Annotated in this window: 15 protein-coding genes and 1 tRNA gene; 7 read left to right on the top strand and 9 right to left on the bottom strand. The window is 38.9% G+C overall.

Features of this window, described 5'->3' with window-relative positions; all coding sequences use genetic code 11:
• Positions 1 to 25 precede the first annotated feature (25 nt).
• The 8 genes from JML65_RS10555 to JML65_RS10520 all read right to left on the bottom strand — a co-directional run bounded on the left by JML65_RS10555 (position 26) and on the right by JML65_RS10520 (position 6719).
• Positions 26 to 478, bottom strand: coding sequence for a hemerythrin domain-containing protein (locus JML65_RS10555; protein WP_202270837.1), 453 nt, complete (start codon positions 476 to 478; stop codon positions 26 to 28).
• Positions 479 to 542: 64 nt separating this feature from the next.
• A complete protein-coding gene (locus JML65_RS10550; protein WP_202270836.1) occupies positions 543 to 2786 on the bottom strand; it encodes a nitric-oxide reductase large subunit in 2244 nt (747 codons plus the stop codon).
• 13 nt (positions 2787 to 2799) lie between these two features.
• On the bottom strand, positions 2800 to 3525 hold the full coding sequence (gene ric / locus JML65_RS10545; protein ID WP_202270835.1) for an iron-sulfur cluster repair di-iron protein: 726 nt from the start codon (positions 3523 to 3525) through the stop codon (positions 2800 to 2802).
• Positions 3526 to 3567: 42 nt separating this feature from the next.
• A complete protein-coding gene (locus JML65_RS10540) occupies positions 3568 to 3987 on the bottom strand; it encodes a c-type cytochrome (RefSeq protein ID WP_202270834.1) in 420 nt (139 codons plus the stop codon).
• Positions 3988 to 3996: 9 nt separating this feature from the next.
• Positions 3997 to 4773, bottom strand: coding sequence for a class I SAM-dependent methyltransferase (locus tag JML65_RS10535; RefSeq protein ID WP_202270833.1), 777 nt, complete (start codon positions 4771 to 4773; stop codon positions 3997 to 3999).
• Positions 4763 to 5215 carry a hypothetical protein gene (locus JML65_RS10530; RefSeq protein WP_237390839.1) on the bottom strand — a complete coding sequence of 151 codons (453 nt, stop codon included), beginning with the start codon at positions 5213 to 5215 and terminating at the stop codon, positions 4763 to 4765. The genes JML65_RS10535 and JML65_RS10530 overlap by 11 nt, the downstream gene beginning before the upstream one ends.
• A 55-nt stretch (positions 5216 to 5270) precedes the next feature.
• Complete coding sequence (locus tag JML65_RS10525; protein ID WP_084084748.1) at positions 5271 to 5702, bottom strand: RrF2 family transcriptional regulator; 432 nt, start codon at positions 5700 to 5702, stop codon at positions 5271 to 5273.
• Between the two features lie 204 nt (positions 5703 to 5906).
• Positions 5907 to 6719, bottom strand: coding sequence for an AraC family transcriptional regulator (locus JML65_RS10520; protein ID WP_047490658.1), 813 nt, complete (start codon positions 6717 to 6719; stop codon positions 5907 to 5909).
• Between the two features lie 130 nt (positions 6720 to 6849).
• Here JML65_RS10520 and JML65_RS10515 point away from each other — a divergent pair, with 130 nt between their 5' ends.
• From JML65_RS10515 to JML65_RS10495, 5 genes are all read left to right on the top strand, one after another.
• Positions 6850 to 8172 carry a TolC family protein gene (locus JML65_RS10515; RefSeq protein WP_202270832.1) on the top strand — a complete coding sequence of 441 codons (1323 nt, stop codon included), beginning with the start codon at positions 6850 to 6852 and terminating at the stop codon, positions 8170 to 8172.
• 4 nt (positions 8173 to 8176) lie between these two features.
• Positions 8177 to 9241 (top strand): HlyD family secretion protein, encoded by a 1065-nt coding sequence (locus tag JML65_RS10510; RefSeq protein WP_202270831.1) that lies wholly within the window; start codon positions 8177 to 8179, stop codon positions 9239 to 9241.
• Positions 9234 to 10823, top strand: a complete 1590-nt coding sequence (locus tag JML65_RS10505; protein WP_237390838.1) for a beta-carotene 15,15'-monooxygenase — start codon at positions 9234 to 9236, stop codon at positions 10821 to 10823. Before JML65_RS10510 ends, JML65_RS10505 begins: the two co-directional genes overlap by 8 nt.
• Positions 10824 to 11101: 278 nt before the next feature.
• Positions 11102 to 12097: a GlxA family transcriptional regulator gene (locus JML65_RS10500; protein ID WP_202270829.1), complete on the top strand. Its 996-nt coding sequence runs from the start codon at positions 11102 to 11104 to the stop codon at positions 12095 to 12097.
• A 101-nt stretch (positions 12098 to 12198) separates the two neighbouring features.
• A complete protein-coding gene (locus JML65_RS10495; protein ID WP_202270828.1) occupies positions 12199 to 12828 on the top strand; it encodes a DJ-1/PfpI family protein in 630 nt (209 codons plus the stop codon).
• A gap of 148 nt (positions 12829 to 12976) precedes the next feature.
• On the opposite strand, the gene JML65_RS10490 is transcribed toward JML65_RS10495, so the two are convergent.
• Entirely contained in the window at positions 12977 to 14014 is a 1038-nt protein-coding gene (locus JML65_RS10490; RefSeq protein WP_202270827.1) for a S66 peptidase family protein, read from the bottom strand.
• Between the two features lie 386 nt (positions 14015 to 14400).
• Here JML65_RS10490 and JML65_RS10485 point away from each other — a divergent pair.
• Together JML65_RS10485 and JML65_RS10480 are read left to right on the top strand one after the other, a co-directional pair.
• Positions 14401 to 14473: transfer RNA gene (locus JML65_RS10485), tRNA-Lys, on the top strand.
• A 433-nt stretch (positions 14474 to 14906) separates the two neighbouring features.
• Positions 14907 to 16289, top strand: coding sequence for a T9SS type A sorting domain-containing protein (locus JML65_RS10480; protein WP_202270826.1), 1383 nt, complete (start codon positions 14907 to 14909; stop codon positions 16287 to 16289).
• The last annotated feature ends 4 nt before the right edge of the window (positions 16290 to 16293 follow it).

The raw sequence follows: 16293 nt of genomic DNA, 5'->3' as shown, positions 1-16293 counted from the left end.
ATTCGGAGACTTTTTTTATTCATTCTTATTTCCAGAATTCATCAGGATAAAGATCTTTCTCTTCAGAATGAATCTGATCTAATTCCTTTCCGATGATGTTTAAAACTTCAGGATCCAGTTTTTCTTCCAGATGGGGAAACCAACTGCGTTCCTCAAAACGGATATGTTGTTCCAGAAGATCAGCAAAATTTGAAAAATGAGCTGCATTCTCTGAATTTTCAATTTGAAGGATCAACGTTTTTATCTGATGATGTTCATATTGTATCCGGGAGGAATATTCATCCGTAAGAGGAGGAAAAAGAAGATGCTCCTCTTCATGGAAATGCTCCTCAAGATGATTTTTCCAGAAATAAAGAATATAATTTTTGATCCTGGAAAGTTCAACTTCTTTTTTCAGTCCCTGTCTTATTTTCCAGCTGCAAAGTAATCCGAAGTGATGATCCCTGGATAAAAGGACGATATTTTCATTACGTTTCATAATTTTTTTTTTAGGATAATAAATAAACCCTCATCTTACAACCTATGGGTTTTAAAAAAATGGGTTACCGTTTTTCTTTCAGTGACCATCCGAACTTTAGCCCCAAAATAAAAATGATAAGTAATAGCTCTCCGGCGGCCAGTAAAATATCTCCGGGAACACGCATCCATCTTAAAAAATGCATGATGTCGGTCTGCATGAATTCTGCAGAACGGGCATACCAATATCCTTCCTTAATAGATGCTACAGACTGCATAATTCCTATAGGCAGAAGACTGATGGTGACCATCACCAGTAATCCTATATTGGTCAGCCAAAATGCCCAGCCAATAAGTTTATCATTCCACTGTCTGTCGGGATACAGCCCCCGTAATACAAACAGCATTAATCCGATTCCTAGAATTCCATATACCCCAAACAGGGCAGCGTGGCCATGAACAGCAGTAGTATTCAGCCCCTGGATATAATACAGGGCTATCGGTGGATTGATGGCAAATCCGAAAATACCTGCCCCGAGAAAGTTCCAGAAACACATGGCAATGAAACAGTAGATCGGCCATTTGTAAGCCTGGATCCATGGGGTGGATTTGCTGAGCTGATAGTTTTGATAAGCTTCATAACCGATCAAAACAAGCGGAACAATTTCCAGCGCACTGAAAGTAGCTCCCAATGCCAGCACAGCGGTAGGCGTAGCGCTGAAGTAGAGATGGTGGAAAGTTCCCAAAATACCTCCTGCGAGGAATATAATCGTTGAAAATAATACAGCATGGGTTGCCGATTTCAGTCTCAATAATCCTAATCTTGTAAATAAAAATGCAGCTACTACCGTTGCGAAAACTTCAAAGAAACCTTCTACCCAAAGGTGGACCACCCACCATCTCCAGTATTCAGCAATAGCCAGATGCGTCTGTCTTCCATACATTAAACCTGCTCCATAAAACAGGGCAATAGCTACGGCTGAAAGCGTGAATAAAGTCAGTAAATGCCGGTCTCCGTCTTTTCTTTTTAAAGCGGGAAGCAATGCTCTTACCATTAAGACCAGCCAAAGAATAAGCCCAACAAGCAGTAAAATCTGCCAGACCCTTCCAAGTTCTACATATTCATATCCCTGGTGTCCCCAAAGGAAATTATCTACCAGACCCAGTTTTTGCATTACCCCCAGCCATTGTCCGGTTAAAGAGCCCAGTACAACAATCAGTAAAGCTCCGAATAATATATTAACACCCAATTTCTGGTATTTGGGTTCAAATCCGGAAACAGCCGGAGCAATATAAAGTCCTGTTGCCAGCCAGGAAGTGGCAATCCAGAATATGGCCAGCTGTACGTGCCAGCTTCTGGAAACAGACTGTGGTAAAAACTGGTCCAATGGGATACCGTAAAAACCGCTTCCTTCCACACCATAATGAGCCGTAATAACTCCTGCGAGCATCTGAACCAGAATCAGTAAAGCGACTACCCAGATGTATTTTAAAGTAGCCTTCATAGAAGGGGTAGGTTTCATATTGCGGAGCGGATCCTCAAGAGGAAGCACCTCACTGATTTCTTCTTCCTTATTTCTGGCATGATAAAATACCAGAAGCCCCACACAGGCCAATAACAGCAGTATACTGAATCCGGACCATAGATGCAGTGAAGGAGGAGGAACATTTCCTACCGATTCATCGTGTGGCCAGTTATTGGTATAGGTGACATCATCTCCCGGACGTTCTGTGATACAGACCCATGAAGTCCAGGCAAAGAATGCGTTCATTTGAGCCATTCTTCCCGCATCTTTGACGGTATTCTCCGGAATAGCGTACTGGCTGCGCAGCGTAGCCATGGAAGGATCATTCATAAACAGTTTGGAATAATACCGGGAGAGTTGTTTTTGAACCTCAGCTCTTTCGGGAGAGAAAATAATTTCGTTATTGCTTTCATTGAAAGTATTGGTACGAAGTTCTTTTTTCAGCAATACCTGATACTTAGCCTGCTCATCATCGGGAAGTTCTTTGTAGGTCTTCCCGTCTTTTTTGGCCAGTTCATCAAGAAGCAGAAGAGATTCTCTGTGAAGATAATCAGCAGTCCAGTCCGGAGCAATATAAGCACCATGTCCCCAGATGCTTCCTACCGTTTGTCCGCCAATAGACTGCCATACATTTTGTCCGTCTTTAATATCCTGTCCTGTAGCGATCACCGTTCCGTCCGTACTGACTACTTTATCAGGAATCGGAGGAACCTTTCTGTAAATTTCTGTTCCATAAAATATAAGAACGGCAAATGAAGTAATCATCACTACAGCAAGCCATCGCCAAAGTTTTTTAGGTGTCATTCCGTGTGTTTTTTTAAGATTCAACAGTACATTCTTTTTCCAGTTGGATGGCTTTCGGGAAGAGGATATTATTTTCCAGGTGGATATGCTTATGCAGGTCATTTTCAAAATCCTGAAGCATGGCAAAAGCTACTTTGTAAGTATTGCAGGCATTAGCTGGAGGAAGATATTCATGGGTTATCTCCGCAATTCTTCTGAAACGGTCTCCTTCTACACTGTGCTCATGCTGCATCATGCTGACCGGATTTTCCACTGTTCCAAAAGCCGGATGCTGAAGGGACCCTCCCGATATTTTGGCTTTCATCATATTTCTTACAAAAGGAAACAGGATAAACTCCTCTTTTTTCATATGAGCTGCCAGGTCATGGGCAGATTCATTGAATAGCGTATTGATTTCAAATAATTCCGGATGTCTGCCCCCGTGAACTTTGCATAATTTATCCAGAAAAGCCTGTAAAACCGGTGTTTTTTCCTCTACATAACGGTGATGTGTCTTTTCAATATAATCTGCCAGAAGATCGAGAGGCCAACTGCCAAAATCAATGGAGCCGCCTTCATTTGCCGGTAAGGATTCCAGTTCGGCATAAACCTTTTCCGGATCAAGTTTTTTAGGAGTACAGGCTTCCTCTATTGTTCTTCCGCCTTTACAGCAGAAATCTATTCCATGTCTTTTAAAAACAGCAGCCGTTCTGAAGTCTTCAGCCACCATGTTTCCTATTAAGTCTGTTTTTGTATTCATAATATAATACTTTTTTGTCTTTTATTATTTTAAATTTTTTTACTATTTTTTTAGGGAAAGGATATATTTCACCATTTGTTTAGCATCCTCTTTATTGAGGCCTTCATGAGGGGTCATCGGAATATTACCCCAATTTCCTTTTCCGCCCTCAATGATTTTTTGTGCCAATTGATCCATATCTGCGTCTGTATACTTTGCCGCTACATCCTGATAGGAAGGTCCTATTAATTTGGCATCTATTTTATGGCAGGCAAGGCAATCTGCTCCTTCGATCAGTTTCAGGCCCGGATCGCCGGAAGTATTACTAGAAACAGGAGGAGCCGGAGTTTCAGCTGGCTGTGGAGCGGGTTGTTCAGTATAAGGAGCGGGTTGTGGAATCGGAGTGGTATCCTTGCTGGAACAGGAAAAACAAAATAAAGATAAGCTGAATATAATGGCGGTATGTAAGAGTTGTGTTTTCATAATATTGATTTAAATTTTCTGAGCGAGAATAGATACAGCACAAAGGCAGTCTTCATATTTTTTTAATTTTTTTCTCATTCGTAGTACTCTGGATCGTATATCAGGTTGGGTCATAAGATTACCGACAATTTTCAGAAATCCCCGGAACCCTTCATCACTGATGATTCTTTGGGGTTCTAAAAGATGCATAGGAGCTGTTTCTATTTTTTTTATGGTAAAACCTTCCTTTTCCAGGAGATAGGTCCATTCTGAAACAGTCAATGGACGGGCATTTACTTTAATGGCCGAAGCCAGGTCCTTCTGAATATGCAGTTTTACATCATCATCTAAAGTATCTGGTGCCAGTGCCAGTTCATGGATTGCGTAATATCCTTTAGGCTTTAAAATTCGGGAAGCCTCCTTTATAATTTCAGATTTTCTGTGGTCAGCATGCATACTCAATAGCGCTTCTCCATAGACTTTGTCAGCGGACTGCTCCGGTAATGAAGTGTGGGCGGCATTCCCAGATTGAAATTTTGCAGAAGTTTGCCTGAATTCCTTATTCAAATGATCTGTTACTCGTTGTTCAGCATCAATTCCTGTATAAGATTTAGGATTGTTTTTTAAGGTGAGACGTGCTGTATAACCAAGTCCCGGAGCCAACTCCACGACATCATCATCAGGAGTAATATGTAACATGGTCAGCATTTTTTCCGTAAGCATCAGGCCTCCCGGGCGAAGAACTTTTTTACCAATCCTGGCCAGCAGCCAGTGACCGGACATTTTTTCAATATTTTCAGTATTCATTGGGTTGAGTTTTAAATTGTAAAATAATAGCCAATACTAAGGTTAGTGCTTTGATAGTTTCCGCATAGATGAAATAGTCATGAAGTGGAGTAGCCGGTAATGATAGTCCCGAAGAAATACGATCTACCCGCGCATCGAGTACGGGAAGCATCCAAAATTGTTCTAACAGGAGTATGAAGATTAAAACCGTGAGAACTATACAATCAGTTTTTGTATAGTTTTTGCGGCTGATATACATGAATATCAGAATTAAAGCAAGGAATAGACCTTGTATTTTTGTGGAGAGGGCAAACATCAGTTTCCCCAATCCCAATGCTGTTGAAAGTGTTATTCCTTCCACCTGAAATTTCATCGGGGTTTCCAAAAAACTAATGGTCATAAACATTCCCGCCATTACACAAAACAGCATCAGTACAACAGGATTTTTAAGATATAATTTCATTTTTTATTATTTAATATATTAAGACCTTTTTATCTTTTATTTGATCAAATTTTTTTTAGGTCTTAAGATAGGTCAGTTTTAAATCTAAATTATCGACAAATGCCTGTATTTTAGAACTCTCCAGCATGATACGAAGATTGGTTCTGATACTCTTAAACTGATCATGAAGAGGGCAGGGATGTGTTTCAGAACACTGTTCAAGACCTAATCCACAGCCTGAAAACAGCTTGTCACCATCAATTTCTCTCACAATATCCGCAATGGTATTATTCAAATTCTGCTGATCCATATAAAAACCTCCGTTTGGGCCTTTCGCCGACTGAACAAATCCTTTTCTACTTAAATCCTGTAGAATTTTGGCTATAAAATGTTCAGGCGAACTAATGCTTTTAGCTATGTCTTTGATTCCAACCCGGCTGCCGTTTTTAGACTGCTGGGCGATATAGATCAAAGCTCTTAATGCGTATTCGCAGGTTTTGGAAAACATTTCTTCTGAATTTTATAGGACAAAGATATAAACTTATTTTTAATAGAAGATAAAAAACTCTTTTATTTTTTAAAAGTTTGATAAAGATCATAGGAATTGAGAATAATTGACCACCCCGTCAAAAAATTTTTGAATTTTCTTCATCTTTCCGGTGCATGTGTTTAGTATTTGATTCTTGATGTATGAAAAGAATGGACAGCTTCTTTAAACTGCAGGATTACGGAAGGCTTTGCTGCTTTTTCTGAGATCAGAAGGTCGGGATTGGGTAAACTCATGGAAAGTATCACTGAAGGCACTAATAGAGCTATAACCAACATCATCGGCAATTTCGTTGATCGGCTTATCAGTATTTAAAAGCAGTTCAATCGCTTTGATGATTCTTAATGTTTTCAGATACTGAAGAAAGGAAATATCCATATCCGATTTAAAGAGACGGGACATGGAACGCTCACTCAATCCAAATCTTGTACTCACATTGGTCAGGGTATGTTTTTCTCCGATATTCCATTCAAGGTAAGAAACAATTTTCATCATTTGCTTATTATGAGTGGCAGGAAGAATAATGGGTAATGGCTGTTGATGGGTTTTTGGCAGGATTTTTTTTAATGCTACCAAAAATTCAAAATTCTCATCTTTTGCCGAAACGTGTTTTTCATCCCATATTTCCGTGTATTTGATCATTTGAATCAAAAGTTCTGATGCGGGATAAATTCCCAGTCTGCTGTAAAAAGGGTCCGCTATATCATCATGAGCGTAAAAATAAAGGGAACGCAGGACTGTAGCACTATGTCCGATTTCCAGGATATGTTCCATTCCCTGAGGAATCCAGAAGAAATGCCTGGCGGGCACTACATACGTACGGTTATCTATCGTAATGTAGGCAATACCGCCTTCCACATAGCTTAGCTGCCCTTTGGTATGCTTGTGAAACGGAATCAGTTTTTCTGATTTTTCGTGCATAATAAAGACACTTTTGTCATGTCGATCGATATCCGGAAGCGCTGCAATTAATCCCATCAGAAATTGAAAATAGTATGAAAATGCAAATATAATCATTTGGCCGGAATCATGTAAAACTTGACTATTTTAGATAAAAATAATTTAAGGATTGCTGATAAATTTGCAGTGCAATAATTCAAAAATTCAGATGAAAATTTATCTTACCGGACTGCTGATACTGGGAACTTCCTATATGCTATCGGCTCAGGCAGGCAGTCCCCGAAATGACACCATTCGGCTTTCCTTAAAAGACGCATGGCAGAAAGCTGAAGAGCACAGCCGTCATATCAGAATCAATACCATAGATGCAGACATTGCCGAAGCTGAAGTAAAAGATGCCAAAAGAGAACGGCTTCCGGAAATTGAAGTTAAAGGTTCTGCCGAGAAAGCTTCCAATATTCCCATTTATGAAAACGGAATTTTTTCCAAACCTACCCAACATGAAGTAATCCACACCCTTTACAGAGCGGGAGCTGATTTTTACCTGAATATTTATCAGGGAAATAAGCTTAATCTTAAGATCAAAGAGAATCAAACCCTTCAAAAAATTAAAGATATTCAAAAAGAGCAGGCGGTTTCCGATATTCATTATAAAACAGCTGCCCTTTATCTTGACCTTCAGAAAACATTCATTTTCAGAAATCTTATCCAACAGGATATTGCCGATCAGAAAGTTCAGCTGAAAGAAATTCAGGCTTTATATAAAAACGGAGTGGTTCTTAAAAGTGATGTTCTCCGGATAGAGCTTGAACTTTCCAAACGGAAAATGGCTTTGGTCACCATTGAAAATGATATTCTCATAGCCACACAGAAGCTGAATATTATTTTAGGAATTCCTGATGAACAGGTGGTGATGCCTGATGCTCCGTTTAATGAATGGAATGAAAGCAGCACCTATGGAGAGTATGTAAAACAGGCTATGGATCATTCTTTTGACTATCATGTTTCTGAAAAGCAAACGGAATTAAGTAAAATTAAGCTTAAGCAGGTTAAAGCCAATGTAAGCCCTAAAGTTGGCCTGTATGGTGAATTTTATTATGCCAACCCACAGATTTTCCTTTATCCATATAATCCCGACTGGTATTCGCTGGGAGTGGTAGGGGTAAAAGCTTCATTTTCCATCTCTTCACTGTATCATAATACCCATAAAGTAAAAGCAGCTGCCCTGGAGTTTGAAAAAGAAGAAGAAGCTCATAAGAATACGGAAGATAAAATCAGACAGCAGGTAAAAGAAGCCTACTTACGATATGAGGAAGCTCTTGAGCAGATTAAGGTGGCTGAAACAAATGTGGTTCAGGCGAAAGAAAATGCCCGCATTATCAAAAACACCTATTTCAATCAGGCCTCTCTGGTTACAGATCTGCTGGATGCAGACATACAGCTTCTTCAGACCAAATTTGAGCTGGAAGCAGCCAGAATCATGGCTCAAAACAATTATTATTTACTGCAAAATATTACAGGTATCTTATAATACAATGAAAAAAAAATATACCCCAACCGACAGACTGATTACAAAAATTACAGGATGGATTTCAGTTTTTATCGTCGCCGGACTTGCTGTCTGGGGCGGTTTTACCCTTATCAATTACTATCAATATGAGCAGACCAATGATGCTCAGGTTCAGGAATATGTAAATCCTATTATTTCAAGAGCCGGAGGATTCATCGTGGCGGTCAAGTTTGAAGAAAATCAGGAAGTGAAAAAAGGAGATACCCTTCTGGTGATAGACAGCCGTGAATATATTCTTCAGCAGGAACAGACCCAGGCGGCTCTTCAGAAAGCCCGTGCAGAGCTGAAAGTTCTCACGAGCAATACCACTACTACAGAAAAGGAAGCTGCTTCAGCACAGGCTCAGGTGAGTGCCAATGAAGCAAAAGTCTGGAAACAGAAGCTTGATTATAACAGATATGAGAAACTCTACAACGAGGAATCTGCAACTAAACAACGCCTTGAAGATGTGAAAGCTACCCTGGAGGTGAATGAAAGCAATTACAAATCTTCCCAGGATGCATATGCTGCTTCTGTGTCGAAAATCAATGATATTCAGGCTGAAAAAACGGTTGTACAGGCCGAAATTGCAAGACTGCAGGCATTACTGGACCGTCATAAACTGGATGTAAGCTATACGGTAGTCACCGCGGCTTATGACGGAAGAATGGGAAGACGAACCGTTGAGGTAGGACAGATGATTGATGCGGGAGAGACCCTGGCTTTTATTGTAAATAATGAAACGGATAAATGGGTAGTGGCTAATTATAAAGAAACACAGATCAAGGATATGCATATCGGTGATCACGTGAAAATTGTCGCTGATTCTTATCCTGATCAGGAATTTCAGGGGACGATTATTTCACTTTCGCCTGCTACAGGATCAAGCTTTTCATTATTGCCGCCTGATAACTCAACCGGGAATTATGTGAAAATTGTACAGCGTATTCCGGTTCGTATCAGAATTGAGGGTAAAAGAAAAGATATTGATATTCTGAAATTAGGAATGAACGTCAATGTATATGCGGGTAAAAAGCATTCCAATGGCTAGAAAAATTCCTTACTTTAAAAGATGGGTGCCGGAATGGCTTGTCAAGATCATTCTCTTTGCCATGACCCTCCCGGGTATCATTATATTTTTTCTGCCCCTGTCTAATGTGATGGCAGCAGCAGGATATTATGGGTGTGAAACTGCTGATATTCAATTTTCAGTAGCTTTGTTTTATGCCGGATATGTAGGGTTTTACTGCCTGGAGAGGCGTTTTTTCAGCTTTCTTGCGGCCAAAGAATACTTTCTTTTATTTACGACTTTACAGATCATGGCCTGTCTGGTCTGCTATGGTACGAATGAAGTGTATATCCTGTTTCCGGTACGTTTTATCCAGGGAATGCTGTTTGCAGGAAATGTGAATCTTTCCCTCACCTTAATTTTTACACGGTTAAGCAGCGAAAGAGGAAGAGAGATCAGCTTTTCCGTATTCTTTGGTATTCTGATCTGTGCTTTGCCTTTTAATAACCTGATTACGGCAGATCTTATAGACTCATATAATTTTAATATTATTTATAAAACAGCCATTTTTTCATATGTGCCGGGTCTTTTCTTTCTGATTCTTGCAATGACAAACTACAGAACGGGTGCCAGGTTTCATCTTTATAAACTGGACTGGCAAAGTTTTGCTGTTTACAGTACCATGCTGGTACTGATCGGCTATATCATGATTTTTGGGCAGGAGTATTACTGGCTTGAGGATCCCAGAATTCTGGGAAGTGTGATTGGAATTGGTATTTTAATCGTTGTGTCAGTCATTCGCCAGCGCGCTATTAAAAGACCTTATATCGATCTGCGTGTTTTCAGATATCAAAACTTTAAAATGGGATTACTGATTCTTTTTGTAATGTATATCTGTCGCTTTGCTTCGGGAATTACCAACAATTATTTTATTACAGAGCTACACTTTGATCCTTTTTATCTCTCCTATATCAATGTTTTTAATCTTGTAGGGCTTATTGCCGGGGTGATCATTGCCTGCTGTATGGTATTACAGAAGAAGAGGATACGGAATATCTGGATTCCCGGATTTTTAATGCTTCTTGTTTTTTATGGGATGATGTATTATTCTTTTGATGTGCAGGCAGATGAATTCAATTATTTTATTCCGTTGTTTCTTCAGGGGTTGGGAGTAGGGCTGATCATGGTGCCCACGATTATTTTTATCATATCATCAGTTCCCATTGCTATAGGGCCTTCTGCTGCAGCTATGGCCCTGGCGATACGGTATCTGGGCTTCTGTATCAGCATAGCTTTGATTAATTATTTTGAACTTTTTGAAAAAAGCCGCCACTATAATGCCTTTCAGGATCATCTGACCGCGGTAGATCCTGCTGTAAAGGATTTTCTTCATAAGCAGACCGCTAAACTTAGTGCGAAAGGAATGCTTGAAGATCATGCTGCCAAAGCCGCCCATAAGCTGATGATCGGAAAGATTAATGCCCAGGACCATGTACGTTTTGCCATGGATTATTATGAAATGATGTGCTGGCTCCTTTCAGCGTCGCTTTTATTGATTATCCTTTTTCCGTATCTGAACCGTACGGCACTTTATTTAAAATCACGCAGGTTATCCCCTGCATAAATTTAGGTCATCCCTTCATACGATTATTATGAAAATAGGTAAGAAACCTCTCTTTCTCTACCTGAAATTTTTGAAGAAATAAAAAATGCCTATCAAAGAGTTTCAGGACTTTTTGATAGGGGAATGTGTTGATGTAGTTAGTGAAAGACTGTCTTTAGGGCAGTCTTTTTTATTGTCTGTAAAGATCATAAAAGTATAAATACTGGCCGAAACTGTATGTTTTTTGTCATTGCGGACGGAAGGCTTTCTGTGTACATTTGCATTATACAGAACGAGATATGAAGAATGTCAGAAAAGATTCAGGAAAGAAGAATATAGTACTTTTGGTACTGCCGGAGGTTCAGTTACTGGATATTGCAGGTCCCTGTGATGTGTTTACATCGGCTAACCGTTTTCTGGGTGATGATGAATCAGGATATCATGTTTTTATGGTATCCGGAACTTCAGAAAAGGTAATATATTCCAGCTCCGGAATGCCTTTGACCTGTAGTCATACAATATATGATATTGACTTTCATGTGGATACTTTTTTGGTAGCTGGGACAAGTCTTGCCATAGTGGATGACATTAATCCCGACCTCTATCATTTTCTTCAGAATATAAGCACAAAAGTGAGGCGGTTGGGATCCGTTTGTATCGGGGCATTTATACTGGCCAAAGCAGGACTGTTAAAAGGGAAACAGGTAACCACACACTGGAAATATGCCAATGCCTTACAACAGGCTTATCCTGAACTGGAGGTTAATATCAATCCGTTTTTCATCCGGGACAAGCCTATATATACTTCCGGAGGCGTATCTTCGGGAATGGACCTTGCCCTGGCCCTGCTGGAAGAAGATTTTGGAAAAGCTGTAGCCTCGGAAGTTGCCCGTCACCTTGTGTTGCATCTTCGGAGACCCGGCGTACAGTTACAATTTGGAAATGCACTCCCGGACTATGATATGATGACTGCATTGACGAAAGATGTACGTGATCTCCTGAAAGATAAACTGGGACAATCTATTAGTATTGAATATATAGCAGATACCATGCATATGAGTATCCGTAATTTTTCCAGGGTATTCTTAAAAGAATCAGGGATGAGTCCCGGTAAATTCCTTGAAAAAATGAGACTGGATCAGGCCAGAAATATGCTGGAATATACGGAGATGAGCATTGATATGATTGCTGATAAATGTGGTCTCGGAAGTTCAGTAAGCCTTCGCAGGGTATTTTTAAAACATCTTTCCCTTTCTCCCGCTCAATACCGCAAGGCATTTAAGGGAGTGGAATAACACTTTTTAATTTTTTTGGATATACTACTATTGAACGGCTGATGATAATCAGCAGGGAATAGCCTTGTCCTTATTTACCATATTAATCCTAATACTATCGTATGAAACATGTACAACACATTAAAACCATGAACGTTGCATTTTTAGTGTATAATCAGGTAGAAGTTCTTGATTTGAACGGCCCACTGGATGTTTTCGTCAAGGCGAATGTAATACTGCCGGGCAGCTATCATTGCTATACCGTTGGAAAAACCAGGGACGCCGTATATGCCGAGGCCAATACAATGGCTATTGTTCCTACTTATGACCTCCAGACCTGTCCTAAACCGGATATGATTGTCATTCCCGGAACAAATCCTGATCAGGTAATGCAATATCTAAAGGATGATGATTTTCAAAATACAGTTCTCAATTGGGTGAAAGACCATTGCAATAATGGAACTGTTATTTTCACGGTCTGTACAGGAAGTATGCTGCTTTCTGAAACAGGTATCCTTGATCATTATGATATTACAACACACAGTATGTTGCTGGACGCACTGGAACAGCATAATACAGAAAGTAATGTTAAAAGAGGAGTGAGGTTTGTCGATCAGGAACAACTAATCACAACGGCAGGTATTACGGCCGGAATAGATGCAGCCCTTTACCTGATAGGGAAACATCATGGGCAGGAAGCTGTAGATACTATTGTACAGCTTTTTGAATACCAGCAGGGGCGTGTCGTCTAAATTCTATTTTCCCACAGATTATGCAGATTTTTTAAGCGTGTTCAAATGAGATTGATGAGGTCGTTAAGATTTACCATCGTTATCTGCCCAATCAGCGAGAGATAAAGTTTTATAGAGTTTCGGCTGCTTACAGCAGCCGAAACTCTATTTATTCAACACCGCTTTCCAGAATTGAAAATGTTTTATCAATGCAGTTGATTTCAGCCAGCTTTCCATAGGGAAGGGTAAAAGTAGGGCAGGTGTGTCCGAAATCCATTTGGGTAATGACAGGAAGATCATATAAGCCTTCTTCATCAAGGACTTTCAGCAGTTCAGTTTCATATTCCTGAACATATAAATTGTCATAAGGTCTTCCGAAAATAATTCCTTTTGCCTTTTTAAGAATTCCCATTGCGGCATAATTCCTCAGCCACCACCTTACATATTCCGGTTTGGGTTTGTCCTCCGAAGTTTCGAAGAACAGGATACAGCCTTTCCATATGTCGGGACCTGGCCAGTAATCAGTTCCTTTGAGCATTTCCAGAACTTCCATGCAGCCACCCATCAATGGCCCTTTTACAATAGAATTACCTCTGATGAAATGCCATCCGGAAGAGGGGATCAGCTTTCTTTGTATGTTCTGTAAAGAAAGATCAAACCAGTCAAGAAATTCTGTAGTCCAGCCTTCTGCATTGGGATGAATCTGTCCAATAGCCGTTTTTGAAAATAAAGTTCTGTTGATATCATTGATCTGATACTCATGCATTCTATTGTTTTCTGCAAATCCCACTAAAAGAGAAGTTCCGTAAAAAGAGCTCAGCCCGGCTTTCAGACAGATAAAATGAGTAACAGTACTATCGGAGAATCCCAGGAATATCTTAGGGTTGTTTTTTATAATGTCAAGATCTATGTATTTCAGTATCCGGATGCTGTCGTCTCCACCAATATTCGAAATGACAGCTTTAACCGAAGGGTCTGAAAAGGCTTCCATTAAATCATTGGCTCTGGCTTCAGGATTATTATAAATCCATTGTGCAGATTGCAGAGCATTCCGGGTTTCTGTAACCTCAAGGTTAAAAACCTGTTTCAGCCGCTCTTTACCTTTCAAATACCGATGTGGCAAATCTCCGGCACCTCCCCAGGACAGGGAAATGGTTGCTACTTTATCACCATAGGACAACCCTTTTGGAGTCATTAATTTCATCATACCTAATTATTAAAACAGAAAAACTATAATTTGAGGTGATTTCACCGTTGAAGATTAGATCAGTAAGAGGAGGTTTTAATCCTTCCTTTTCAAAAATAGAACTTCTTTATAAAAATACCAAGGTAGATTCTTAAAAAAACAACGATAAATAGAAGAATAGCACCCGCAGTTTTGGTATGATGTTTATCGAAGAAGCTGTGATCACTATTTTTATAAAAACAATAAATACTGTAAATTATTTATAGACAGATGTTTGTATATATTACCAGAAAAAATACGCTAAAAACACTCAAAAAAAGTTGGAGTTAAAAAGTATTTTTCTATCTTTGCAGTCCCTTAAACAAAGGGATTTACTTGAAAATGGAAACATGAAAAAGTAGATGACCGACTCGGTAGCTCAGCTGGTAGAGCAATACACTTTTAATGTATGGGTCCTGGGTTCGAATCCCAGCCGGGTCACTAATAGCTCCTATTTTAGGGGCTTTTTTTGTTTATATTACCTATCCTAGCGTTAATTATTCTTTTAAATTACATCATAAAAGGTGTTAAAATTGAACAAAAATAAAGTGCTCAGGTTATTATATTTTAAATTTTACGAGTCTATTTTGTTTTTAAATCCTTTATTTTACGGTGTTTATTGGGGGTTAGTGTTGAAATTAACATACATTAACATATTTTAGTATTTTCGATTGATTTTTTTTTTACATTTGTCAAACAAAACTAAAAACCAAGAACTCATGAAAAACATTCAAAATTTAAAACGTCCGGACTCTTAATTATTTTAATCTCACAATAGTTAAGAACTATTCTTATTTCATCAAAAAAAAATCACCCGACAATAGTATTAATCCTTGTAGGACTCTATAATATTGTCATTAAAATGACCGTTTTTATGAATAAAATCTCCTATAGGGGAATTTTCACGATGGCTATGCTGTCGTGCTCTTTCTCAGCGTATTCCCAGTTGGCTGGTTCTGATATCCAGCTTTGGGAAAAAACAAATTCTACCTTACGGGAAGCGACCCGGTGTGCGGATGAGAATTTATTAAATTTCCATTGCGGTATCAAAGACAAGCTTCTCAAAAAATATATTAAATACAGTAAAAACAAAAGTCATACATTGAGCTTGGTTCATACCGCGAAAGAAGATGAACTGATCTGGAATAATGCTGATAAAAGAGTTTCTTTAAGCAATAATTCGTATGTAAGAGATAAAAATCTTAAAGAACTTAGCAGGCGTCCGAGTATTTTTTCTTTTTTGGGAAATGCAGATCAAAAGGGGAAAGCAGATAGTTTAAAGATCAAATTCGAAGATCAGAATCTCTACGAAATGATTTTCTTTACGAGAAAAGCAAAGGCAATGGATCTTAATAAAATTCATTCGTATTTATCCATCAAATATGGAATTTCTTTAGAAAGAGGAAAATACTACGGAAGTGATGCTAAGGTAATCTGGGATCCCGAAAAACATACAGAGTACAAGTATCGCCCAACAGGTCTTGGAAGAGATGATGGAAATGAACTCTACCAGAAGCAATCAACAAACCAGGCAGATTTATTTCTGACAATCGGGATGAATACCATTGCAAGAACTAATTTTGAAAACCCTACCACACTGGACAATAATAATTTTGTGATGTGGTCAGATGATAACGAAGCAATGTCTCTGAAAGCTGAAAGCGATCTTGAAGTTCTGGAAAGAAATTGGGAGATCGACTTTATAGGAAATAAGATTCCGAAAACGGATTATAAAGTAAGAATTTTAAAAGATGCTGTTAATCCGCGATCACTTCCCATTGCTTATTGGATGTTGCTTAAAAAAGACAACGGAAAGATCCAGAAAATTCCAGGTGTTGAAAATGAAAAATATATACTATTCAGTAAAGTAGATTTTCTCGATGCTTTCGATTCTGGTGAGAAGGCTTATTTTACTTTTGCAATAGGTCCGAAAGATCAAAAGAATAAGGAGCCGGATCCACGATCTGCATCCAATTCCGGAAATCAATATGGGGAAAAAGATATATCGTTGGATTTCAGTACTATAAATCTTTATCCTAATCCTGTGAAAAAAGATCAGAATTTTACTATTGTTTTTCCTGAGATAGAAAATCTCGTTATTTCGATCTATGATGGAGGAGGGAGATTGGTAAAGCTGGAAAAAATGAGTAGCTCTGCAAGATCATATACTGATCATCTTTCTGTACAGAGTTCTTATTTAATCAATCTTACCCAAAACGGAAAAATTATAAAAACTTTTAAACTAATCGTTGATTAAGCCT

Origin of the sequence: Chryseobacterium sp. KMC2, assembly GCF_016756935.1 — a bacterium.
GTDB lineage: Bacteria > Bacteroidota > Bacteroidia > Flavobacteriales > Weeksellaceae > Chryseobacterium > Chryseobacterium rhizosphaerae.
The sequence above is the reverse complement of the archived record's forward strand: the minus strand, read 5'-3'. Positions and strand labels throughout refer to the sequence as shown.